The 20,940-nt window shown below is 69.7% G+C and carries 20 protein-coding genes; 15 read left to right on the forward strand and 5 right to left on the reverse strand.

Features of this window, described 5'->3' with window-relative positions:
- Nucleotides 1–12 precede the first annotated feature (12 nt).
- A complete protein-coding gene (locus ACLJRL_RS16515; protein WP_410657055.1) occupies nucleotides 13–666 on the forward strand; it encodes an alpha/beta fold hydrolase in 654 nt (217 codons plus the stop codon).
- An 81-nt stretch (nucleotides 667–747) separates the two neighbouring features.
- Here ACLJRL_RS16515 and ACLJRL_RS16520 read toward each other — a convergent pair whose 3' ends face one another.
- Nucleotides 748–1,689, reverse strand: a complete 942-nt coding sequence (locus tag ACLJRL_RS16520; RefSeq protein WP_410657056.1) for an aldo/keto reductase — start codon at nucleotides 1,687–1,689, stop codon at nucleotides 748–750.
- 51 nt (nucleotides 1,690–1,740) lie between these two features.
- Here ACLJRL_RS16520 and ACLJRL_RS16525 point away from each other — a divergent pair, with 51 nt between their 5' ends.
- On the forward strand, nucleotides 1,741–2,475 hold the full coding sequence (locus ACLJRL_RS16525) for an SDR family NAD(P)-dependent oxidoreductase (protein ID WP_410657057.1): 735 nt from the start codon (nucleotides 1,741–1,743) through the stop codon (nucleotides 2,473–2,475).
- On the opposite strand, the gene ACLJRL_RS16530 is transcribed toward ACLJRL_RS16525, so the two are convergent.
- Entirely contained in the window at nucleotides 2,392–3,771 is a 1,380-nt protein-coding gene (locus ACLJRL_RS16530) for an amidohydrolase (RefSeq protein WP_410657058.1), read from the reverse strand. The two genes, ACLJRL_RS16525 and ACLJRL_RS16530, sit on opposite strands and share 84 nt — an antisense overlap.
- Before the next feature lie 50 nt (nucleotides 3,772–3,821).
- Between ACLJRL_RS16530 and ACLJRL_RS16535 the strand changes: the two genes are divergently transcribed.
- The 3 genes from ACLJRL_RS16535 (at nucleotide 3,822) to ACLJRL_RS16545 (ending at nucleotide 6,991) form a co-directional block, all read left to right on the forward strand.
- Nucleotides 3,822–4,925, forward strand: a complete 1,104-nt coding sequence (locus ACLJRL_RS16535) for a zinc-binding dehydrogenase (RefSeq protein ID WP_410657059.1) — start codon at nucleotides 3,822–3,824, stop codon at nucleotides 4,923–4,925.
- Between the two features lie 183 nt (nucleotides 4,926–5,108).
- Nucleotides 5,109–6,068, forward strand: coding sequence for an aldo/keto reductase (locus tag ACLJRL_RS16540; RefSeq protein ID WP_410657060.1), 960 nt, complete (start codon nucleotides 5,109–5,111; stop codon nucleotides 6,066–6,068).
- Nucleotides 6,065–6,991: an alpha/beta hydrolase gene (locus ACLJRL_RS16545; RefSeq protein ID WP_410657061.1), complete on the forward strand. Its 927-nt coding sequence runs from the start codon at nucleotides 6,065–6,067 to the stop codon at nucleotides 6,989–6,991. Before ACLJRL_RS16540 ends, ACLJRL_RS16545 begins: the two co-directional genes overlap by 4 nt.
- On the opposite strand, the gene ACLJRL_RS16550 is transcribed toward ACLJRL_RS16545, so the two are convergent.
- Nucleotides 6,975–8,420 carry a GMC family oxidoreductase gene (locus tag ACLJRL_RS16550; RefSeq protein WP_410657062.1) on the reverse strand — a complete coding sequence of 482 codons (1,446 nt, stop codon included), beginning with the start codon at nucleotides 8,418–8,420 and terminating at the stop codon, nucleotides 6,975–6,977. The two genes, ACLJRL_RS16545 and ACLJRL_RS16550, sit on opposite strands and share 17 nt — an antisense overlap.
- Nucleotides 8,421–8,558: 138 nt before the next feature.
- On the opposite strand from ACLJRL_RS16550, the gene ACLJRL_RS16555 reads away from it, so the two are divergent.
- Both ACLJRL_RS16555 and ACLJRL_RS16560 read left to right on the forward strand, forming a co-directional pair.
- Complete coding sequence (locus tag ACLJRL_RS16555) at nucleotides 8,559–9,992, forward strand: aldehyde dehydrogenase family protein (protein ID WP_410657063.1); 1,434 nt, start codon at nucleotides 8,559–8,561, stop codon at nucleotides 9,990–9,992.
- Nucleotides 9,989–10,702 (forward strand): GntR family transcriptional regulator, encoded by a 714-nt coding sequence (locus ACLJRL_RS16560; RefSeq protein ID WP_410657064.1) that lies wholly within the window; start codon nucleotides 9,989–9,991, stop codon nucleotides 10,700–10,702. The genes ACLJRL_RS16555 and ACLJRL_RS16560 overlap by 4 nt, the downstream gene beginning before the upstream one ends.
- Here the strand turns inward: ACLJRL_RS16560 and ACLJRL_RS16565 are convergent.
- On the reverse strand, nucleotides 10,666–11,559 hold the full coding sequence (locus ACLJRL_RS16565) for a hypothetical protein (RefSeq protein ID WP_410657065.1): 894 nt from the start codon (nucleotides 11,557–11,559) through the stop codon (nucleotides 10,666–10,668). The genes ACLJRL_RS16560 and ACLJRL_RS16565 overlap by 37 nt on opposite strands.
- Nucleotides 11,560–11,666: 107 nt before the next feature.
- Between ACLJRL_RS16565 and ACLJRL_RS16570 the strand changes: the two genes are divergently transcribed.
- Both ACLJRL_RS16570 and ACLJRL_RS16575 read left to right on the forward strand, forming a co-directional pair.
- Nucleotides 11,667–13,052, forward strand: coding sequence for an alpha/beta fold hydrolase (locus tag ACLJRL_RS16570; protein WP_410657066.1), 1,386 nt, complete (start codon nucleotides 11,667–11,669; stop codon nucleotides 13,050–13,052).
- 235 nt (nucleotides 13,053–13,287) lie between these two features.
- The gene (locus ACLJRL_RS16575; protein ID WP_410657067.1) at nucleotides 13,288–14,175 is read left to right on the forward strand and encodes a DUF2268 domain-containing protein; all 888 of its coding nucleotides are present in this window, start codon (nucleotides 13,288–13,290) and stop codon (nucleotides 14,173–14,175) included.
- Here the strand turns inward: ACLJRL_RS16575 and ACLJRL_RS16580 are convergent.
- Nucleotides 14,172–15,698 carry a choice-of-anchor A family protein gene (locus ACLJRL_RS16580; RefSeq protein ID WP_410657068.1) on the reverse strand — a complete coding sequence of 509 codons (1,527 nt, stop codon included), beginning with the start codon at nucleotides 15,696–15,698 and terminating at the stop codon, nucleotides 14,172–14,174. The two genes, ACLJRL_RS16575 and ACLJRL_RS16580, sit on opposite strands and share 4 nt — an antisense overlap.
- Before the next feature lie 176 nt (nucleotides 15,699–15,874).
- Between ACLJRL_RS16580 and ACLJRL_RS16585 the strand changes: the two genes are divergently transcribed.
- The 6 genes from ACLJRL_RS16585 to ACLJRL_RS16610 all read left to right on the forward strand — a co-directional run bounded on the left by ACLJRL_RS16585 (nucleotide 15,875) and on the right by ACLJRL_RS16610 (nucleotide 20,826).
- Nucleotides 15,875–16,987, forward strand: a complete 1,113-nt coding sequence (locus ACLJRL_RS16585; RefSeq protein ID WP_410657069.1) for a sensor histidine kinase — start codon at nucleotides 15,875–15,877, stop codon at nucleotides 16,985–16,987.
- A complete protein-coding gene (locus ACLJRL_RS16590) occupies nucleotides 16,980–18,050 on the forward strand; it encodes a histidine kinase (RefSeq protein WP_410657070.1) in 1,071 nt (356 codons plus the stop codon). Before ACLJRL_RS16585 ends, ACLJRL_RS16590 begins: the two co-directional genes overlap by 8 nt.
- Nucleotides 18,029–18,685 carry a response regulator gene (locus ACLJRL_RS16595; protein ID WP_410657071.1) on the forward strand — a complete coding sequence of 219 codons (657 nt, stop codon included), beginning with the start codon at nucleotides 18,029–18,031 and terminating at the stop codon, nucleotides 18,683–18,685. Before ACLJRL_RS16590 ends, ACLJRL_RS16595 begins: the two co-directional genes overlap by 22 nt.
- 101 nt (nucleotides 18,686–18,786) lie before the next feature.
- A complete protein-coding gene (locus tag ACLJRL_RS16600) occupies nucleotides 18,787–19,401 on the forward strand; it encodes a hypothetical protein (RefSeq protein ID WP_410657072.1) in 615 nt (204 codons plus the stop codon).
- Between the two features lie 58 nt (nucleotides 19,402–19,459).
- The gene (locus ACLJRL_RS16605) at nucleotides 19,460–20,338 is read left to right on the forward strand and encodes a hypothetical protein (protein ID WP_410657073.1); all 879 of its coding nucleotides are present in this window, start codon (nucleotides 19,460–19,462) and stop codon (nucleotides 20,336–20,338) included.
- Nucleotides 20,339–20,394: 56 nt separating this feature from the next.
- Nucleotides 20,395–20,826 (forward strand): SRPBCC family protein, encoded by a 432-nt coding sequence (locus tag ACLJRL_RS16610; protein WP_410657434.1) that lies wholly within the window; start codon nucleotides 20,395–20,397, stop codon nucleotides 20,824–20,826.
- Nucleotides 20,827–20,940: the final 114 nt, after the last annotated feature.

Below are 20,940 nucleotides of genomic sequence, written 5' to 3' on the forward strand. Positions count from 1 at the left end.
TCGGGACCGCCTGTGCTGCTCGTACATGGGTTCGCCTCGGACGGGCACACCGACTGGATCACCACGGGCTGGCCGTCGGCGCTCACCGCCGCCGGGCGCGCCGTGCTCGTGCCCGATCTGCCCGGGCACGGATCCAGTCCGGCGTCGTCCGGTTCGCTCGGGGCGAAGGCGGTGTGCGCCGAGCTCACGCGGCTCGTCGGGGAACTGTCCGAAGTGGACGTCGTCGGCTACTCGCTCGGTGCCCGGCTCGCTTGGGAACTACCGGCGCAAGCGCCTGTGCGGCGGCTCGTGCTGGCGGGTGTGAGCCCGTTCGAACCGTTCGGTGCGGTGGACGTCGAGGCGGCATTGGCCTTCGCCGACGGCGGGAAGGCTCCGGCCGATCCGCTGACCGCGATGATCGCGCACATGATCACAGCGCCGGGGCGGAATCCCGCGGCTCTCGCGCGGTGCATCGAAGACCTGCGCTCGGAACCTTTCGCTCCGGCCGCAGGTGCTGTCACGGTGCCCACGCGGTTCGTCGCGGGCGCCGACGATCCGATCAGCCAGGGCATCGAAACACTGGTCGACCTGGTGCCGGGAGCGGATCTGGTGCGGGTCCCCGGAGACCACGGTGGGGCGCTGCGGAGCCCTGAGTTCAAGGCGGCCGTGCTGGAGTTCCTCAAGTAGCGAATACCGCGTGTGTCATGAAAGGGTCTTTCAGGACGTTTTTTGTCCTGAAAGACCCTTTCATGACATCCCGGGGCACCGTCAGATGGTGCCGTCGGCGGACACGGAGCGGTCCAGCCACAGACCTTCGAGAGCCGCCCGGACCTCCGCACCGTGCTCGGCGGCCAGCTGTACGGCGCCCAAGTTGTCCTCTAGTTGCCGAAGGCGGCTCACCCCGAACAGGACGTTCGCCACCGGTTCGTAGGCGAGGCAGAACGCGATCGCCAGCTGCGAGGCACTCACGCCGAACTCGGCGGCCACCGAGGCGACACCGCCGGCCGCGTCCCTGATCGAGTCGCGGATGCCGCCCATGTCGGCGCCGATCTTGCGTTCCGGGGTCTTGCCGAGCAGCACCCCGCCCTCGAAGACGTCCGACGCCTGCAGGGTCAACCGCCCCGAGCCGAAGTGGACGCCGTAGAACAGGCCTTCCGCCATCGACCGGCGCGCCACGCTGTACTTCAGCTGCGCGAACCGCGGCGCCGGAAGGCCTTCCCGCTCGGCGAAGTCCAGCGCCCGGTCCAGGTCATCGGCGATCCAGTTGTTCACACCCCAGACGGCGAAGCGGCCGAGCCGGATCTGTTCGGCCATCTCGGTGACGATCCGGGGGACGTCCGGGCGTTCGAAGTAGTCGCCGACCACCACCGCCTCCGCGCTGTCGACGCCGATCCGGTCGAACGACGTCGCGAGCTGCTCGGCGAAACCGGTGTTCGGATAGTCCCAGAGCCACAGCTTCCCGCACAGCTGGTACTCCTCGCGCGCGATCCCCGCGGCCCGGACGGCCTCGCCGAACAGGAGATCCGTGCGTGACTGTTCGGAATGCGGCCCCATGTTGTAGTGGGCCACGTCGAAAAGCGTGACCCCGGCATCGATCGCGTGCCGGATCAGCCGCACCGCGTCGTCGAAGTCCATGCGGTCCCAGGTGTTCCAGGAGCCCAGGCTCAGCGCCGAGGTCGCGAACCCCAGCCCGTTCTGCTTCTCATGCACGAGTTTTCCTTTCGCCGGCAACGGAAACAATTTTTAGTCTACGATCGTAGAATGAACAAGAGACTTGTAGTGGTGACCGGCGGCGCCAGTGGTATCGGCCGTGGCGTCGCCGAAGCGTTCCATGCCGCGGGCGACCGGGTGGTCATCGCCGACGTCTCCGCGCGCGCGGCCCATGACGTGGCCGGGGAACTCGGCGCGGAGCACGTCGAACTGGACATCTCCGACCCGGGGTCCGTCGACGCCGCACTGGCTTTCGTCACCGACCGGTTCGGTCCCGTCGACGTCCTCGTCAACAACGCCGGACTCGCCGGAGGCGGAGGCCCCTTGGTGGGACTGGACATCGGCATCTTCGACCTGTGCGTGCGGGTGAATTTCCGCGGCACTTTCCTGATGACCCGCGCGGTCGGCGCGCACATGATCGAAGCGGGCACCCGCGGGACCATCGTCAACATCACCTCCATCGGCGCCCGGCAGCCGACCCCCGGACTCGGCCATTACGAGGCCACCAAAGCCGCCGTCGAGGCGCTGACCCGGTCCGCGGCCCTCGAACTGGCCCCGTACGGGATCCGGGTCAACGCGGTCGCGCCCGGCCCGGTGCTCACCCCGATGACCGCCGGATTCGCCTCGGACTCCGCGGCCCGCGCGGCGTGGGAAGCGAGGATCCCGCTGGGAACCATCGCTTCCGTCGCCGACGTGGTGCCGTCAGTCCTGTTCCTCGCCTCCGCCGGCGCCGGCCATCTCACCGGCGTGAGCCTGCAGGTCGACGGCGGGCAACTGCTCACTTGAGTACACGACGCGGCCGCCGGACACGGTGAGTTCGACACCGACGTCCGGCAGGTACGCGAAGCCGACCTCGAGCGGATTCGCCGCCAGGACACAGAAGTCGGCGACACGGCCCACGGTCAGGGCGCCCTTCCACTCCGCCGCGCCGTCCTGCTCGGCGGCCGCGGTCGTGTAGCAACGCAGCAGCCGGTTCATCAGCCCGGCGTCCACTTCGGACACGTCCAGCATCCGGGCGGCGGCGGCGATATGCACCCGCCAGTCCGGGGTGACCACCGGGGCATCGCTGCTCAACGTCAGCGGGACACCCGAATCCAGCATCTGCGCCAGCGGCCACGCACGGGCGCCGACCTCGGCACCCAGCGCTTCCGACAGCATTCCCCGCATCGCGACCGCGATCGCGGGCTGCGTGGTCAGGCCGACACCCCGCGATGCCATCCGTGCCAGCTGATCCGCCGTCACCAGGTCGCCGTGGACGAGGTGATCACCCGCGCGGAGCGACTCCAACGCGGTCTCGATACTGCGATCCCCCGTGGCGTGCACCGCGACCACCAGCCCGGCTTCGTGGGCGAGGCCGATCATGGCGGTCAGATTCGCGGCGCGGCCTGGATCATCGTCACCGTCGACGAGCAGCGAACCGTGTGAACCGTCGGCGTAGCAGTGGTGCGTCCACGCGTTCCGCATCGGCGGGATGCCGTCGGCGAAGATCTTCACGCCGGGCACGGTGAGCCACAACGGATCCGACTCCGGAACCGGCGTGCCCAGGCCGCGTTCGAAGTCGGCCAGCGAACTGGCTCCGTCGAGCAGCCCGAACAACCGCAACACGGTCACCCTGGCTCGCAGGCGCCCCTCCGCTACCAGCGCCGCGTACTCCTCCAGCACCTCGTGCCCGAAGCATCCCGTCTCCCCCGGCCCCAGCCCGGGTTCGGTGTAGCTGGTGATACCGAGTGACGCGCACAGGTCGCCCGCTCGCAGGATGGCGGCCCGACGTTCGTCCGCGGTACTCACCGTCTTTTCCGCTCCCCCGGTGAATCCGGCGCCGCCGATGAGGGTGTCCGGCCAGCGCGCACCGAGCCAGGTCGCGTGAAGATGCGCATCGTTGACACCGGGCAGAACGGTTCTTCCCGCCAACTCGATCACCTCGGTGTCCGGGCCGACGAAGTCCGCCACGTCGGCACCGAGCGCGACGATCTTGCCGTCGCGCGACGCCATCGCCCGCACGACCGTGTCCGCGTCGTCGAAAGTGAGGATCGGACCGCCGCGGACCACCAGCGATGCAGAACGACTATGGTGCGACGGCATGGTTTCCTCCAGGATCTGGACTTTTTCTCCTACGACTGTAGACTAAAAAGATGGCCAACAGAACCGAAGCCGCGGTGCTCACCGAACACGGTTCCGCGCTCACCCTGCGGGAGCTTCCCCTGCCGGACGAACCGGAACCGGGCGCCGCGCTGGTCCGGATCACCTGCACCACGTTGTGCGGCACCGACGTGCATCTCTGGTCGGGCCAGATGACCTTCCCCGGAATGCTGCCGATGGTGCTGGGCCACGAAATGGTCGGCGAGGTGGTGGCCGTCGGACCGGGCACCACCGACACGCTCGGCCGCGAGATCGCCGAGGGCGACCGCATCGGCTGGTCCGAGTCGACATGTGGAAAGTGTTACGGCTGCACGATCCTGCGTGAACCGGTCGCCTGCGAGAAGCGTGGCTATGGTTTCCTCCAGCGCTCCGACGTCTTCCCTTACGCGACCGGCGGCCTCGTCCGGTACTGCTACGTGACTCCCGGTGCGGCCAAGCTCGTGCTGCCCGACGACGTGAAGGACACCTGGGCGTCGATGTCCGGCTGTGCGGGGAAGACCGTGCTGCGGGCCGTCGCGCGCTCCGGCGGCATCCGTCCCGGTGCGACAGTGGTGATCCAGGGCGCGGGAGCACTCGGCGTGTTCGCCACCGCCGTCGCGCGTATCTCCGGCGCGGGCGACGTGATCACCCTCGGCGGACCGGCCGATCGATTGAAGACGGCTGAACGTTTCGGTGCGACAACGACGATCCCGGTCGACGGCGGCGCCGAAGAACGTATCGAGCGGGTCAAGGAACTCACCGGCGGTCGCGGCGCCGACCATGTCTTCGATTTCGCGGGCGGCCCTACCATCGGCGAAGAAGCGGTCGCGTTCGCCGCGCAGCGCGGCACGGTCGCGATCGTCGGCTCCACCGGCCCTGCCCCCTCCCCCGTGGCGCTGGGCACCGTGATGGGCAAGGAACTTACGATCGCCGGCTCGCTCAACGGCGACATCGCCGACTACCACCGCTCCGTGGACTTCTTCCGCACTTTCGCCGGCCGGATGCCCTGGGACGAACTGTTCAGCGCGCCCGTCGGGCTCTCTGAAGCCTCGAACCGCGTCGAGTCGATGTCGAGGCTCGGTGAACTCAAAGCCGTCATCGATCCTCGTCTTCCTTAGAGCCTGTTGGCGGAGCTGAGATGCACCCCGAAAAGGGAGATAACGCGTGAACCCGCCCCGCCGAAGGCCCCGCTATCGCGGTGGCAGGGCGCCCTTCCCCGCCAACGCGAGAGATATGGCCAGGTCGCGCCCTTCCGACGCGATCGCGGACGCGGGTTCACCACCAGACACTAAGGAGACCGCATGTCCGCCATCCCCCAGCGTCGCATCGGCCGCGACGGGCCGCTCACCGGCGTGCTCTCGCTCGGTTCGTGGCACACCTACGACCGGATGGACTTCCGCGAGGCGGTGACGCTGGTCCGCACCGCGGTCGACTCCGGCATCTCGCTCTTCGACGTCGGCGTCTACGGATTCCCCGGCAGCACACCGGTGTTCACCGACGTGCTGTTCTCGGCCATGGTCCGCGCCGCCGGGCTGAAGCGCGAGGACTACCTGCTGTCGGCGAAGCTCTGGCTGGAGGGTTATCCGGAGCACAACCTTCGGGACCAACTGGACAACGCGCTGTTCCGCGCCGGGGTCGAACACGCCGACCTGGTGGTGCTGGGCGATCTCCGGCGGGACGACACCGACCTGCACCGGCTCGTGCTGGATCTGGACGAACTCCGCCGGGCCGGGCTCATCCGGCAGTGGGGCGTGAACAACTGGTCCGCGACCACCATCCAGGCCCTGCACGACTTCGCCGCGGCCGAGAACGTACCCGGCCCCGCCCTCGCGCAGCTGAAGTACAGCGTGGCCCGACGGTCCATTCCGGACGGTGAGCCGTTCGCGAAGGTCTTCGGCGAACTCGGCGTCACCCTGCAGTCCTCGGACATCTTCGAGGGCGGCGTGTTGCTGGGCAAGAACAGTGGTGCGCGCCAGGTCGGCCGGGACCCCGGCGACATCCGCGAACGCATCGCCTCCTCCGCCCCGGAACTCGCGAAGATCGCGGGCGACCTCGGTGTGACACCGGCGCAGCTCTGTCTGGCCTTCACGCTCACCCACCCGGCCAACACGACCACACTGTTCGGCGCGACCAGCACCGAACAGCTGCGGGACAATCTGGGCTCGGTCGACCTCGTCGACCGAGTCGGTGCGAAACAGCTGCGCGAACTGGTCGAACCGTTCTGGGCGGACCGCGACACCGTCGATCCGGAGGGACCGTGACGGCCTTCGATCCCGAACTCGCGGCGGCTCTGGAAGGGCTACCGTCCGGGCCACCACTGAGCGCCGATTCGCTGGCGAGCGTCCGGCAGGCGATGGCCGACGGGAACCCGAGTTGCGCCGAGGCCATCGGCGACCGTGACCTCGTCTGGGAAGACCGGACGGTGCCCGGCACCGATGTCGTCGTCACGATCGTCAAGCCCCGGAACGGAAAGCCCGGCGCTCCGGGGTTCTACAACATCCACGGCGGCGGCATGGTGCTGGACGACCGGTTCGCCGACCTGCCCAGGATGGTCCCGCTGGTCGAAGAGTTCGGCTTCGTCGCGGTGACCGTGGAGTACCGGCTCGCTCCCGAGCATCCGCATCCGGCGCCGCTGGAAGACTGCTACGCGGGACTTACCTGGATGGCTGAAAACGCCGCCGAACTCGGTTTCGATCCGGCGAAACTGATCGTCGGCGGCGGAAGCGCGGGCGGCGGACTCAGCGCGGGAATCACCCTTCTGGCAAGGGATCGCCGAGGCCCGGCGCTGGCCGGGCAGCTGTTGCTGTGCCCGATGATCGACAGCGGCAACGACTCCGCGTCCACAGTGGAATTCGCAGAACGCGGGGTCTGGGGTCGCGCCGCCAACGAATTCGGCTGGCGGTCCCTCTTGAACGGACAGACTTCCCCGTACGCGACGCCGACGACCGCACCCGATCTCGCCGGGCTACCGCCCGCGTTCATCGAGGTCGGCGCGGCCGAGATCTTCCGCGACGAGGACGTCGACTACGCACGACGTCTCTGGCAGGCCGGCGTTCCTGCCGAACTGCACGTGTGGGCGGGCGCCTATCACGGTTTCGACCGGATCGCGCCGGACAGCGAGGTGACCCGGGCCGCGCTCGCCGCCCGGGCCTCCTGGCTGCGCCGCGTCATCGGTCGAGCATGAACCGCGCGGCCTGCTCGCCGACCAGCACCGCGGGTGCGTTGGTGTTGCCGGTGGTCACCGCCGGCAGCACCGACGCGTCCGCGATCCGGAGCCCGGTCAGCCCGTGCACGGCCAGCCCGGGATCGACGACGGACCCCGCGTCGATGCCCATCCGGCAGGTCCCGACCTGGTGGTGGTAGGTGATCGCGGTCCGCCGAACGTACTCGCGGACGTCGGCAGCCGGCCCCGGGTACAGCTCCCGGGCACCCCATTCGCCGGCCAGCGCGGCCGATCGGCCGATCACCCGGCACTGCTCCACCGACGCGACCAGGCTCTCGAAGTCTGCCGGATTCTCCAGCGCGGCGAGGTCGATCAACGGCTCGTCGTACGGGCTCGGCCCCGAGATCCGCAGGCTGCCCCGGCTGCGCGGGGTGACCATGCCCGCCATCAGCGAGAACCCGGTCTCCGGTCCGGTCATCCACGGCTCGTACATCGGCACGCTGAAGTGGATCGGCTGGGTGTCGGGCACCGCGAGGCCGGGGCGGCTGCGCCAGAACAGGTGCGTCTGTGTGACCGAGCGGCCGGGCGCGGGCGGTTCCACCTGACGGCGATCGGTCGCGAAGATGACCGGGGACAACAGGTGGTCGTGCAGGTTCTTGCCCACTCCAGGCAGGTTCGCGACCACGTCGATACCGAGCACGGCGAGGTCGGCCGCCGGGCCGACACCGCTGCGCAACAGGATCGCGGGTGACGACAGCGCCCCGGCGGCGAGCACCACCTCGTCGGCGAAGAGCCGTTGCAGGCGTCCGTCGACCTCGGCGAGCACACCGGTCACCTTGGTGCCCTCGAACAACAACCGGTGTACCAGCGCTCCCGTGTGGACGGTCATCCGTTCGGCCGCGGGCAGGCCGTAGGCGAGCCAGGTGTTGAGCCGCCGTCCGTCCCGCACGGTGATGCGCTGCACCGAGACGCCGTCGAGTTCGTCTCCGTTGTAGTCCGGGTTGAACGGCAGCCCCGCCTCCACCGCCGCGTCCACAATGGACTGCTGGATCGGGTGCAGCGGTTCGTTCGGCACGACGTCGAGCAGATCCTTCTCGATCCGCTCGTACACCGGACGCACGTCGTCCCACCGCCAGCCGGGCAGATCCCAGCCGTCGTAGTCGGCGGGAGCACCGCGCACCCAGATCATCGCGTTGAGCGAATGCGACCCGCCGAGCACCTTGCCGCGCGGCAGGTGCAGCCGCCGGTTCGCCGCGTGCGGCTGCGGCACGGTGTGGTGGTCCCAGTCCTCCGGGCCGTGCCACAGCTCTCCCGCCCGGGAAGGGTCGTGGATGGCCGGGTTGGTGTCCGGCCCGCCCGCTTCGAGCAGGGTCACCCGCGCCCCCGCGTCCGCCAGTCTCCTGGCGACCACCGAACCGGCCGAACCCGCACCCACCACGATGACGTCCATGCCCCTCACCCTCGCAAGGCGGGACCCCGTCCGGCGGATTCGGTTCGCTGGCCGACAATCGGCGTGCCCTGGCGGGCAAGACCGGGGCACCGGCGGCGCCCGATACTCGATCACACACCGGTCGAGGAGGAGCTTGCCATGGCCACACGCCTGTTCATCGACGGACAGTGGACCGCCGCCGGAGGCGGCGCGCTGCCGACGTACGACCCGGCCACCGGCAAGGTGATCGACGAAGTGGGCACCGCCTCGGCAGCCGACGTCGACGCCGCCGTCGGTGCCGCGCGGAGCGCGCTGAGCGACCCCGCGTGGGCGGGGCTGCTGCCGGTCCAGCGGGCGGCCCTGCTGTTCCGGCTGGCGGACCTCGTCGACACGCACCGCGAGGAACTGGCCGCGCTCGAAACACGCGACCAGGGGCAGCCGATCGGCATCTCCCGGCAGGTCAGCGTCACCGGCGCCGCCGAGCACCTGCGCTACTTCGCCGGCTGGGTGACCAAGATCCAGGGCACCACCAACCCGGTGTCCTTCCCGGACACGCTGCACTACACCCGCCGCGAGCCGGTGGGGGTGAACGCGCTGATCACGCCGTGGAACTTCCCGCTGATGATCCTGGTGTGGAAGCTCGCGCCCGCACTGGCCACCGGCAACACCGTGGTGATCAAACCCAGTGAGGTCACCCCGCTGACCAGCATCCGGCTGGTGGAACTGGTCCACGAGGCCGGGTTCCCGCCGGGCGTGGTCAACCTGGTCACCGGCGACGGCGCGGTGGGGGCGCTGCTGAGCGCGCACCTCGACGTCGATCACGTGTCCTACACCGGTTCGACCGCGGTCGGGAAACTGATCACGGCCGCCAGCGCCGAGTCGAACCTCAAACGGCTCACCCTCGAACTCGGCGGCAAGGCACCCAGCATCATCGCCTCGGACGCCGACATCGACGCCGCCGTCGCGGGCAACCTCGCGGGCGCCACGCTGAACAGCGGGCAGGTCTGCGCCGCGTACACCCGGTTCTTCGTGGACCGCAAGCGCGAACAGGAGTTCGTGGACAAACTGGGCACCGGTCTTGAGGGGCTCAAGCTGGGACCGGGCCTCGACGAGTCGACGCAGCTCGGCCCGCTGGTGTCCGCGAAGCACCGCGAACACGTGGACTTCCTTGTCTCGACCGGTCGTGAACAGGGCGCCGAACTGGTCACCGGCGGCAAGGCGCTCGACCGGGACGGCTACTTCTACACGCCGACGTTGTTCGCCGGGGTCGCCGACGACATGACGATCATGCGCGAGGAGATCTTCGGCCCGGTCCTCGCCGTCACCGCCTACGACGACCAGGACGAGCTGCTGGCCAGGGCGAACGACACCGAATACGGGCTCGCGGCCACCGTGTGGACCCGCGACATCGGCACCGCGCAGCGGTTCGCCAACGGCATCCGGGCGGGCGCGGTGTTCGTGAACATGCCGCCGATCCCCGACATGGCCGCGCCCTGGGGCGGCTACAAGGCGTCCGGCTGGGGCCGCGAGATGGGCCCGTGGGCGATCGACGCGTACACCGAGATCAAATCCGTCTGGCTGCACTACTCGTGACAGCCGGCGACGCGGTGAACTCGACCGCGATGAGCAAGTCGCAGATCGCCTATCAGTGGATCAAGGCCCGCATCGGCGACGGCACCTTCTCCCCCGGCTACCGGCTCGTGTTCGGGCAGATCGCGCAGGAACTCGGGTTCAGCCCGGTACCGGTCCGCGAGGCGGTCCGGCGGCTGGAGGCCGAGGGACTGGTGACCTACGAACACAACATCGGCGCGCAGGTCGCGATGGCCGACGAGAGCGACTACCAGCACACGATGCAGACGCTCGCGCTCGTCGAGGGCTATGCCGCCGCGCTGGCGGCGCCGTCGTTGCCCGCCAAGGCACTTGACACGGCCAAGGGCATCAACGCGGAACTCACCGCCTGCCTCGACCATTTCGAGCCGTCCCGGTTCACCGCGCTGAACCGGGACTTCCACCGGGCGCTGTTCGGCACCTGCCCCAATCCCCAGGTGCTCGATCTGGTCGACCGCGGCTGGAACCGGCTCGCCGGACTGCGCACCTCGACGTTCAGTTTCGTCCCCGGGCGGGCGCACGAATCCGTGCGGGAGCACCTGAAGATCCTCGACCTGTTCGACCGGGGCGCGGCCGCCGGCGAGATCGAACAAGCCGTCCGCGAGCACCGGCTGGCGACGCTGGACACCTTCCTCGCCTACCAGGCGGGCCGCCACACTCAGGAGGGGACGGCCTCCGGCGACGGGAAGGCGTAGAAGCGCACCGAAAGCTCCTTTTCGTCGGTCATCGGACGACGTCGCCGCTGGCAGAATCGGAGGATCAGCTCACGGTATTCCGTTTCGAGCTCACGGAATTCCGCCTCGGTCAGCCGCGCCGACGTCCGCTGCGCCGTCGCCCACGGGCCGAAGTCGTCCCGGTTCTCGGCCGCCCAGGAGAGCAACGCGAGCTCGCGTTCGTACTTCTGGTCGAGGAACGCGGCGACCCGCTCCCGGTCGGCCTCGTCGAACTCGTCCGGCTTCGGCTCACGCAGATCCTGCGGGACGGCGGTCCAGGCGCCTTTCCGGCCCCGCCGGACGAACCCGTTGTCCTGCAAGGTTTTCAGCAACTCTTCGACCTCGTCGCGGCCGAGAGCCGCCTTCCGCGCCACTTCGTCGGCGGTGGCGGGCAGCTCGCGGACGACCTGCTGGTATCGCGGGTCTTCCCGCATCGCGATGTCGGCCATCGTCACCGATCGCTGCCGCATACCGCCGCTCAGGAGCCGCCGCGTGGCGAGAAGGAGCACTACGGCGACCGGCACCTCGACGAAGACTGCGAGCGCGACACTGGCCCATCGATCGGGCGAGGTCCAGCCGAGCATGACGTCGAACCAGGCGTCACAGAACAACATCGCGGCCGTGGCCGACAACAGCGGGACGGCCGCGCGGCGCCGCCGCAACCCCAGCCAGGCCCCGGCCGCGAAGCAGAGCAGCAGGGCGATGTCGAAGCCGACCCAGGCCGTCCGCCACTGACCGGTGTCGTACCTGTCGGGCAGCGTGTGCGCGAGGTAGACGGTCCACGGCAGCAGACAGACCGCCGCCCCGGCGAGAACGGCCAGCAGAATCCGTCGGATCATGATCAGGACGGTAGGAGCCGCCGTCGCCACCGGCATCCGGGATTTTCCCTGGTTCCGGTTCGGTGAAGCGACTGCGACCTGGGTCACACTTGGGCAGAATCGGTTCCATGCGATCGAAACTGCTCACCCTCGCCGCGATCGTCGCCGTGTCGGCCGGGCTCACCGGACCGGCCACCGCCGTCGCCGCGGGCCCGCGCCTCGAAGATCCCCGGACCTGCGCGCACGACGCGCGGTTCACCTGCTCGACGCTGACCGTGCCGCTCGACCATCGCGGCCGCACCCCCGGCACCCTGAAACTCCCGGTCGCCACCGCGAACAACGCGGACGCGCCGAAAGGTGTGCTGCTGTTCCTCACCGGCGGCCCCGGGCAGCCGGGGGTTCCGTTCAGCACCAAGCTGTTCGACCGCATGCCCGAGGTGTTCAAGGACCACCGGCTGGTGATGATCGACCAGCGTGGGACCGGACCGAACGCCCTCGACTGCCCCGAACTGCAGGCACAGGTCGGCAGTTCCGACATCGAGCCGCCGACCCGGGAAGCCGTCTCGGAATGCGCCGCCGTCCTCGGGAACAAGACCCGGTTCTACGGCAGCGACTCGACGATCGCCGACCTCGATCTGCTCCGCCGGGCGCTGGGCGTCCGGAAAATGGTGGTGGACGGGGTTTCCTACGGTTCGTTCACCGCGGCCAGGTACGCCATCGCGCATCCGGGCAACGTCTCGAAGGTCGTCCTCGATTCGGTGCTCCCCCATCACGCGACGGTCGAGCAGTCGCTCTACCTGCAGTCCCTGACGGCGACCGCGCGGGTGCTGCGCAGCGCCTGCGCCAAACCACCGGCTTGCGGTTCCGACCCGGCCGAGGACCTCGCGTGGCTCGTCCGTGACCGCGACACCGCCGCGGGTGTCGCACTGTTCGACATGATCGTCACCTACGAGTTCGTCGACCCGACCTACCGGGATCCGGCGGTGATGGGCACCGACCTGATCACCGCGCTGCGCACCGCCCGAGCGGGCGACACCGCGAAACTGGATTCGCTGCTCCAAAATCTGGCGTCCGGCGGTGACCCGCTCGGTTCGTTCAGCGCGGGCCTGCACGCCGCCACGCTGTGCTCGGACATGCGCTTCCCGTGGGGCGACGCCGGTTCTCCCGGGTTCGTCCGGGAGCCCCTGCTGAAACTCGCCGAGAAGCGGCTGAGCACTCGCGACACGTGGCCGTTCAGCCCGGCTGTCGCGACCGGGGTGGGCTTCGTGCAGACCTGCTTGCCGTGGCCCGCCTCGCCTCCGAACTCGAACCCGGCCGGGAAACTGCCGGACGTTCCGGTGCTGCTGCTCAACGGCGACCACGACCTGTCGACGCCGATGGAATGGGCGTATGCGGAGGCCAAGGTCGCGCCGCGGGGAAAGGTCGTGATCGTCGAGGGCGCCGCGCATTCGATCCAGAACCGGGAGCCTGGTGACGCTGGCCGGAAGGCTGTCGCGGAGTTCCTCGGCGAGTGAGGTCGTGAGTGGACGGACGACATGTGTGACTGAGCGGACGGCACGTGTGACTGGATGGACGACACGCCCGCGGCCGGATTCAGCCCCGTGTCGTCCGCCTGAACACGCTCGCCGTCCGTCCGGACACACGTGTCGTCCCTCCAGGCACGCGTGTCCGCCACACTCTGGGCCCTGAGGACCCGAATCGCTCACGAGGCTTGAGTCTCCACCGACTGGAGACTCTACCGTGACCGTCATGACGATCAAGGTTCTGAACACCTACCCGGCGATGCGCGAGATCCTGCGCGCGCCGCAAGCGGACCGTCCCGAGCTGCTCAAGGCGATGGCGGAGCCCGCCGCCGGGATGTACCGGTACTTCCCCGGCGAGGTGGACCTCGTCGCGATGCACGCGATGAGCTCGGGGTTCCCGCTCGACCGCGACGAGGAGCGCTGCCGGGAAGCGCTGGAGGCCCTGCACGAGGCCGACGCCTGGAACCGGATCCAGCGTGCCCTCGACGACGCGGTCGTGGCCCAGGTCGCGGCGACGCCCGGGCTCGCGGTCCCGGACATCACCGTCCTCACCGTGCTGGGCGACCCCGGTGACGCGCATTTCATGGGGCCTAACCTGGGTCTCACGGCCAACGGCAGCGTCTCCGGGTACATCTACCTGAACTTCTGGCCGTACGCGGAGAACCTGGCGCGGCTGGAGGCGACGGCGGTCCACGAGCTGAACCACAACCTCCGCTACAGCACCGGCGGCGTCGTCTGGGATCCGGCGACGGTGACCGTCGGCGAGCAGATCGTGTCCGAGGGGCTCGCCGACGCCTTCGCCCGCCAGTTGTACGGCGACGAACTCGGCTACACCCGCATCGGCGTGCCGCACCTGGACGACGACGCGGTGTTCATGAAGGTCGTCTCCGGCCTCGAGATCACCGGCATGCAGAACTTCGCCGCCTGGGTGCACGGCGACGAGACCGCCGCCCGCTACGGCGGCACTCCCGTCGGACTGCCGACCGGGGCCGGGTACGCCGTCGGCAACCGGCTCGTCGACGCCTACCTGGCCGCGACGGGCCGCACCGCCGCGGAGGCACTGCTGGCGGACCGCCGCGAGGTGATCGACACCGCGCTCGACCGCGTCGCCTAGGACTCGCGGCGCCTCGACCGGATCGTCAGCGCCACCAGCGCGCCACCGAGAAGCAGCAGGAACAGGCCGGCAGTCAGGATGCCGCGGAGTTCACCGCCGGTCGAGGCCAGCGGCCCGCTGTCGGTGGGGCCGCCACCCGGGGTGGTCGCCCCCGGCTGCCCGGGGGTGGCGCTGGTGGACACCCCCGGCACCGGCGTGGTGCTGGACGTGCTGCTGCTGGTCGACGTGGGCGCCGTGCTCGACGACGTGCCGCTCGAAGTGGCACTGGTCGACGTGGTGCTGGTCGACGTGGTGCTGGTCGGGCTGGTCGACGTCGTACTGCTCGTGGTCGTCGAACTCGACGTGGTCGTAGTCGTGGTGCTCGTGCTCGACGACGGGCTGGACGTGGTCGTGGTGCTGCTGGTCGTCGTCGAACTACTCGTCGTGAGGCTCGACGAAGACGTCGTGGTCGAGGTCTTGGTCGAGGTCGGCGTGGTGACGCAGTCGGGCAGGTCTCCGGTGAACGGGTACGCGTGGAACTCCTGCCCGCCACCACCGGAAGCCTCCGAGGTGTGCAGCAGCGAGCCCGTGGTGAAGAACCGGCCGTTCATCCCGGACGCGGTGATCGTCGCCTGGCTGCCCGGATCACCGATCAGCACGCTGCCCTGGAATTGGGCGCCTCCGGCGATCGTCACCCGCGTGGCGTCGGGGAAGTTCCACAGGAGACGTTCCCGCAGTTTGTTCAGCGGGTCCTGGTCATTCAGGTCGCCGGTGTAGGTATTGATGGTCCGGGCGGCGCCGACCATGTTGACCAGGACGGTCGCCCCGGCCGGGATTCCCTCGAATTCGATTCCCTGCATTCCGCCGGTGCGGCCGGTCAGGTCGAAGTCCACGGTGAACACCTGCAACGCGGATTTCCCGTCCCCGGTAAACAGGGTCCGGTATCCGTCATTGCGTGCCGTGCCCGTGGGGGGTCGTGGTTGCGCACCTTGGCCCGCATAGCATTCGCTCGCCAGGCGCAGATCTTCTCGCAGGCTCGAATAGGGCTTCGCCGCGTCCGGGTCCTGTTCGAGTTTTCCGATGACCGTGCCGGTGGCGGTTCCCGCGTGCCGGACGACTCCGTCTTCGGCGAGCAGCCGCTGTTCCCGGGCGATGCTCACGTTCCCCCCGGTGGTCAGGAAATCCGCGCCGTCCGGCGGTGGGACGCGGGAGCCGACCCCGGCGACGCCGACGTTGTACACAGAGGACGCTCCGGCGCGTTTCGCCATGTCGAAATCACCGAGGACGACCACTCGGCCTTCGGCTTCCGCCGCCGCTCCGCGTACCTGGAAATCGCCGCCGACATAAACGTTGATGCCGTTGTCCCGACCCGCGTAGTCCAGGTTGTTCACCGGCGGATACTTGCCGGGGCAGGCGTCTCCGACACAAGGCCCGAGCCCGCCCGGTAAAGGTGCCGCGACCGCACCACCGGTGACCACCAGGGCCGCCACGCACACCGCCGCGGCGGCACCGGCGGATATCGTGGCGAATCGCCTTGCACGCATGGGGCCGATTCTTGTGCCTGGAGACCGGGCGAACACAATCGGAATGCGAAATTACCCCCGACCGGGCGAGGTCCGTAACCCACCCCGATCACCCGTTTCCGAAGGTCCGCTACCGCGAGAACACAAACGCCCGCCGGGTGGTGCACGCCCTCACCCCGTCTGCTTGACTTCTGCCCGTGCCGCCTGCTCGTGAGACCTCCGTCGAAGCGGAGTTCCTCGCGGTGACAGGCAGGCTGGCGGGTCCCGCGCGAGGCACCGTGCTGCTGCTGATCAGCGTGTTCGGGGTGCTCGCGACCCCGGAGGGCGCGTTGCCGCTGGGCTTCGGGCTGCTGGCCTTGGCCCTGGTGGCCGGGCTGGCCGAACTGGTCGCGGGGAGGACCGGCCGCGGCAGGCCGGTGGCGTTCACGCTGGCGATGCTCCGCGCCGGGGCGATCTGCGGGACACAGTTCCTGACCGCACCCGAGGCCGGGGAAATCAACCAGTGGGCGCTGAACGTCCTCACCCTCACCGCCATCACTCTGCAGTGGGAATGGCCGCCGAAGGTCACCGTGCCCGCCGTCGCCTGCCTGCTGGCGATCCAGGTGATCCCGCTGGGCATGGAAAACGGCCTCACGACGGTGCTGCGCGTGCTGATCGAGGCCGTCCTCGCGCGGGGCGCCTTCCTGCTGTTGTTGCGCACGACGAAGCGGATCGACCACCTCCGGGAGCGGCGGGCCCGGCTGGCGCGGGAAGAATCACTGGCGCAGGAACGACGCCGCCAGGAGCGGGAGTATCTGGCCGTCCTGCACGACACCGCGTCAGCCACCTTCCTGACCGTGGCGCAGCGCGGGGGAACCACCGACCCGGCGGAGGTCGCCGAGTACGCCCGGCGGGATCTGGCGATCCTGACCGGCGAGTCCGGCGGTTCCGGGCAGGACAGCATGGTCGACCTCGAAGCGTCGTTGCGCGGGGTGCTGGCGCAGAGCCCGGTGACGGTCGACGCGCGCTGGTCGCCCGTTCCCCCGATGCCCGCGTCGGTCGCGCTCGCGCTGGTCCGCGCGGTGCGCGAGGCGCTGGTGAACGTCGACAGGCACGCCGGCGTGGGCGAGGCCCGGCTGACGGTCCAGGACGGGGTCCGGGTGACCGTCCGGGACGAGGGCCGGGGCTTCGATCCGGCCGGGACGCCGGCGCAGCGTCGCGGTGTCCGGGGCTCGCTCGTCGAGCGGATGGCCGCGGCGGGCGGCCGGGCGACCGTGACCTCCAGGCCCGGCGCGGGGACCACGGTGGACCTGGTGTGGCCCGATGGGTGAGACGGCGGACCGGGTGCTCGGCGGCTGGCGGATCGCGCTGCTGACCGTGACCGCGGTGATCCAGGTCGGCCTCAGCACGCCCAGAGTGAACGGCGCCGAGAGCTGGTCCGCGTTCGCGGCGCTGGGCGCGGTCCTCGTGGTCGCGTCGTGGTGGGTGCTGCGCGGCAGGCCGGTCCCCTGGCCCGTGGGTGCGGCGGGCACCGTCGTCGTCCTGGCCGCCGCGGCGGTGGCCACCTCCGCGGTACCTCCCGGCGAGCTGTTCGGCGACCGGCACTGGGTCTTCGGCCTGGCCGGCTGGCATCTGCTGGTGCTGCTGTTCGACCGGCCGGTGGCCGCGGTGTCCGCACTCGGCGCGCAACTGGCGCTGGACATCCTCCGGCTGGTCACCTCGACTCCCGCCGACCGGGCCGAGATCGGCGGAGTGATGATCAGCGGGCTCAGCGTGATCAGCTTCCAAGTGGCGACGCTGGCCACGGCCATGGTCGTGCACCGGCGGGCGAGCGAAGCCGCCGAGGCATCGGCCGAGCGCGACCGGCTGGCACACCGCAAGGCGCTCGCCGAACACCAGGAGGCCGATCAGCGCAGCCGGTTCGCCGGTCAGCTGGGCACCACCCTGCCGTTGCTCGCCGGGCTGGCCGACCGCACCCTCGACCCGCGCGACGAGACGGTCCGGCGGCGGTGCGCGCTCGCCGCCACCCAGTTACGACGGCTGTTCGCGGAGAACGACGACGTCCCCGACCCGCTCGTGCACGAGGTGTCCGCCTGCGTCGATCTCGCCGAACGGCGCGGTCTGACGGTGACGCTGGCCGTCAGCGGGGAACCGGCGCCGGTGCCGACCGAGATCCGCCGCGAGCTGACCACCCCGCTGATGACCGCGCTCGTGGCCGCCCGCTCGCAGGCCAGGGTCAGCGTGCTGCGGACCGGGGACGAGGTCCGCGTCGCGGCGATCACCGACGGTGAACCCGGCGCGACGCCGAACGGATCGGGCCCCGTCGACGTCGAATGGCACGCCTGGGGTGAACGTTCGTGGATGGAGGCGAAATGGCGTTCGGAACCGAACTGACCGCGGTGGTCGTCGACGATCATCCGGCGGTCCGGGCCGGTGTCGTGCACTGGCTGTCTTCGGGCAGCCCACCGGTGACCGTGGTGGCCGAAGGCGAGGACGTGCGGGCCGCGTGGATCGGCGAAGGAGCGACAGCGGACGTCGTCATCCTCGACCTGCATCTGAACAGCACCACCCCGGCGATGGGCGATCTGCGCCGGCTCACCGAGGCGGGCCGCCGCGTGGTCGTCTACTCGATGCGGGCCGACGACGAGACCGTCCTGCAGTGCCTGGAACTGGGTGCGCTGTGTTACCTCACCAAGGCCGAAGGCGCGGAGCACCTCCTCGAAGCGGTGCGCGCCGCGGCGACCGACCGGCCGTACACCCCGCCATCGCTCGCGGGCGCGCTCGCCGGAGACCGCTCGGACCGGCGTCCCGCCCTCTCGGCACGGGAGACCGAGGTGCTCATCGAGTGGTTCCAGTCGGAGTCGAAGGACTTCGTCGCCCACCGGCTGGGGATCTCGCCGAACACGGTGAACTCGCATCTCGAACGGATCCGGATCAAATACGCCCAGATCGGCCGGGAGGCACCGACCAAGGCCGCGCTCGTGGCGCGAGCGATCCAGGATGGGCTGATCGGCGTAAGCGATTTGTGATCACTTGTGGTGCGAACGGTCCACACCGGCGAGGGCCGTCTGCGACTATGGTGCGTGGCGAGAACGCCGGAGCCTATTCGGCGGGGAGTCCGAGGAGATCCATGAAGTCCGACCGCATCGCCCTGTTCGCCACCGGCTGCGTCGCCGTGCTGCTGCTGTCCGCCTGTGGCGAGAAGGAGTACGGCTCCCCGGCTCCCGCCCCGGCTCCCACGTCGGCACCGTCGTCCGCTCCCGCGACCAGCGGCACCCTCCCCGTGGGCAACGCCGACGCGACCGCTCCCGGCTCCGAGCTCAAGGTCGGCGACCGCGCCGTCGTCCCGTTCAAGTACGGCACCGACAAGAACGGCACCGTCGCGATCACCGTCAAGTCGATCGAGCTGGGCCCGAAGGACGACCTCGCCAAGTACGGCGACAAGGCCAAGGGCATGACTCCGGTCTACATCCGGCTCTCGGTGGAGAACGTCGGCGGCACGGACCTCGCCTACAGCACGGTGCGGCTGCGCGCGGTGGGCCCGGACGGCCGCAGCACCGGCGTGATCATCACCGGTGAGACCCCGAACTGCCAGTCCGAAACGGCGAAAAAGGACTTCACCAGGGCCGGCGCGACCTACGACACCTGCGAGCTCCAAGCGGTCAAGGACGGCAACGACGTCGGCGGCGCGACCTTCGGCGACGGCGACACCTACAAGGACGACCCGATCGTCTGGAAGAAGTAGCCCCTTAGCGGAAAGTTAGCGGCGCGGTCCAAGATCGTCCTCCGACGAAGGAGGACCGATGCGCGCACTGGTGGCCGCGATGCTGATGGCGGGACTGGCGGTTCCGGTGGCCGAGGCGGCCCCGGCGCCGGTCCCCCGGACCCTGACGCCGTACGTCTACCTCGCCCCGGACGAGCAGAACCGGCCGGTGGACGCGGAGCAGTTCGTCCAGCACTCCGCGCTCAAGTGGTCGCATTCCGCGCCCTGCCCGAGCGATCACCAGCTCGCCGGGCAAGGCAGCGTGAACGCGGCCGGGCTCGGCGACGGCTCGTACCGGCACCAGAAGAAGGGCGGCTGGCCGGGCTGCAAGGACTCGGGCACCTTCTATGCCAGCAACGGACGTGTCCGCCCGCACGAAATGGGCGCCCGCGACGGCATGTACCTCGATCTGGACAACGGCCGTCGCGGCGTCGGCAGCACGAGCGCGCCGGTGTACTACGAGTACGAGCCCAAGAACTTCATCACCTACTGGATGTTCTACCCGTACAACAACGGGCCGCTCGTGCAGAACCACGAGGGCGACTGGGAACGCGTCGCCCTCCGGCTCGACGCGAACGACAAGCCGGTGACGGTCGCCTACTTCGGGCACGGCGACTCGTGCGTCAAGCCGTGGTCGTCGGCACCGAAGAGCAACGGCCATCCGATCGTGTTCTCCGCCCGGGGCACCCACGCGAGCTATCCGCGGGAAGGTGACTTCCCCACCGCCCTGGGGTTCTCCGACCACACCGGCAAGGGCGCCGTCTGGCAGACCACGACGGCGCACGACGCCCGCACCAGGCCGTGGTTCCGCTACGGCGGCGCCTGGGGCGAGGTCGGCGAAAGCACCCACACGACCGGCCCCGGCGGCCCGGGCGCGAAGAACCCCGCTCCCGACTGGGCGGGCCCGGCCTGTGCTTGACCGTTCAGGGCTTGACCGTTCTGCAGGTCCCGGGACACCTGCGTACCGTTGGCCAGGTGGTCCACGTGCACCGGACGATCACCGTCCGAACCCCCGGCCAGACCGTCGTCGACTACCTCCAGGACTTCGCCCACGCCGAGGCGTGGGATCCCGGGACCGTGTCCTGCACGCGCGAGGGCGGCGGCCCGATCGCCGTGGGATCGCAGTGGCACAACGTGTCGGAGTTCCGCGGCAAGCAGACGGAACTGACCTACCGCCTCGAACAGCTCGAACCCGGCCGGATCGTCTTCGTCGGCAGCAACAAGACCGCGACGTCGACCGACGACCTGACGGTGACCGAAGAAGGCGGCGTGACGACCATCAGCTACCACGCCACCATCAAGTTCCACGGGCTGGCGAAACTCGCGGATCCGTTGCTGAAGCGGGAGTTCGAGAAGCTCGGCGACGAACTGGTGCCGACGATGACGAAGGCTCTCGAAGCGCTCTGAGAGCTTTCATCTGACCACGCTCGCCGTCCGTCTGAGCACGCGTGATGTCCCTCCAATCACGCGTGTTCGCTACCCACGCACCGGCCAGCGGAACCACCACCTCAAGACCCCGTG

The organism is Amycolatopsis sp. lyj-112 (assembly GCF_046549055.1).
Lineage (GTDB): Bacteria > Actinomycetota > Actinomycetes > Mycobacteriales > Pseudonocardiaceae > Amycolatopsis.

Coding starts and splice junctions, on each gene's coding strand:
- ACLJRL_RS16555 (WP_410657063.1), top strand. CDS start 8,559: ATGGCCACACGCCTGTTCATCGACGGACAGTGGACCGCCGCCGGAGGC.
- ACLJRL_RS16550 (WP_410657062.1), bottom strand. CDS start 8,420: ATGGACGTCATCGTGGTGGGTGCGGGTTCGGCCGGTTCGGTGGTCGCC.
- ACLJRL_RS16580 (WP_410657068.1), bottom strand. CDS start 15,698: ATGCGTGCAAGGCGATTCGCCACGATATCCGCCGGTGCCGCCGCGGCG.
- ACLJRL_RS16530 (WP_410657058.1), bottom strand. CDS start 3,771: ATGCCGTCGCACCATAGTCGTTCTGCATCGCTGGTGGTCCGCGGCGGT.
- ACLJRL_RS16595 (WP_410657071.1), top strand. CDS start 18,029: ATGGCGTTCGGAACCGAACTGACCGCGGTGGTCGTCGACGATCATCCG.
- ACLJRL_RS16525 (WP_410657057.1), top strand. CDS start 1,741: ATGAACAAGAGACTTGTAGTGGTGACCGGCGGCGCCAGTGGTATCGGC.
- ACLJRL_RS16590 (WP_410657070.1), top strand. CDS start 16,980: ATGGGTGAGACGGCGGACCGGGTGCTCGGCGGCTGGCGGATCGCGCTG.
- ACLJRL_RS16600 (WP_410657072.1), top strand. CDS start 18,787: ATGAAGTCCGACCGCATCGCCCTGTTCGCCACCGGCTGCGTCGCCGTG.
- ACLJRL_RS16570 (WP_410657066.1), top strand. CDS start 11,667: ATGCGATCGAAACTGCTCACCCTCGCCGCGATCGTCGCCGTGTCGGCC.
- ACLJRL_RS16540 (WP_410657060.1), top strand. CDS start 5,109: ATGTCCGCCATCCCCCAGCGTCGCATCGGCCGCGACGGGCCGCTCACC.
- ACLJRL_RS16605 (WP_410657073.1), top strand. CDS start 19,460: ATGCGCGCACTGGTGGCCGCGATGCTGATGGCGGGACTGGCGGTTCCG.
- ACLJRL_RS16575 (WP_410657067.1), top strand. CDS start 13,288: ATGACGATCAAGGTTCTGAACACCTACCCGGCGATGCGCGAGATCCTG.
- ACLJRL_RS16535 (WP_410657059.1), top strand. CDS start 3,822: ATGGCCAACAGAACCGAAGCCGCGGTGCTCACCGAACACGGTTCCGCG.
- ACLJRL_RS16565 (WP_410657065.1), bottom strand. CDS start 11,559: ATGATCCGACGGATTCTGCTGGCCGTTCTCGCCGGGGCGGCGGTCTGT.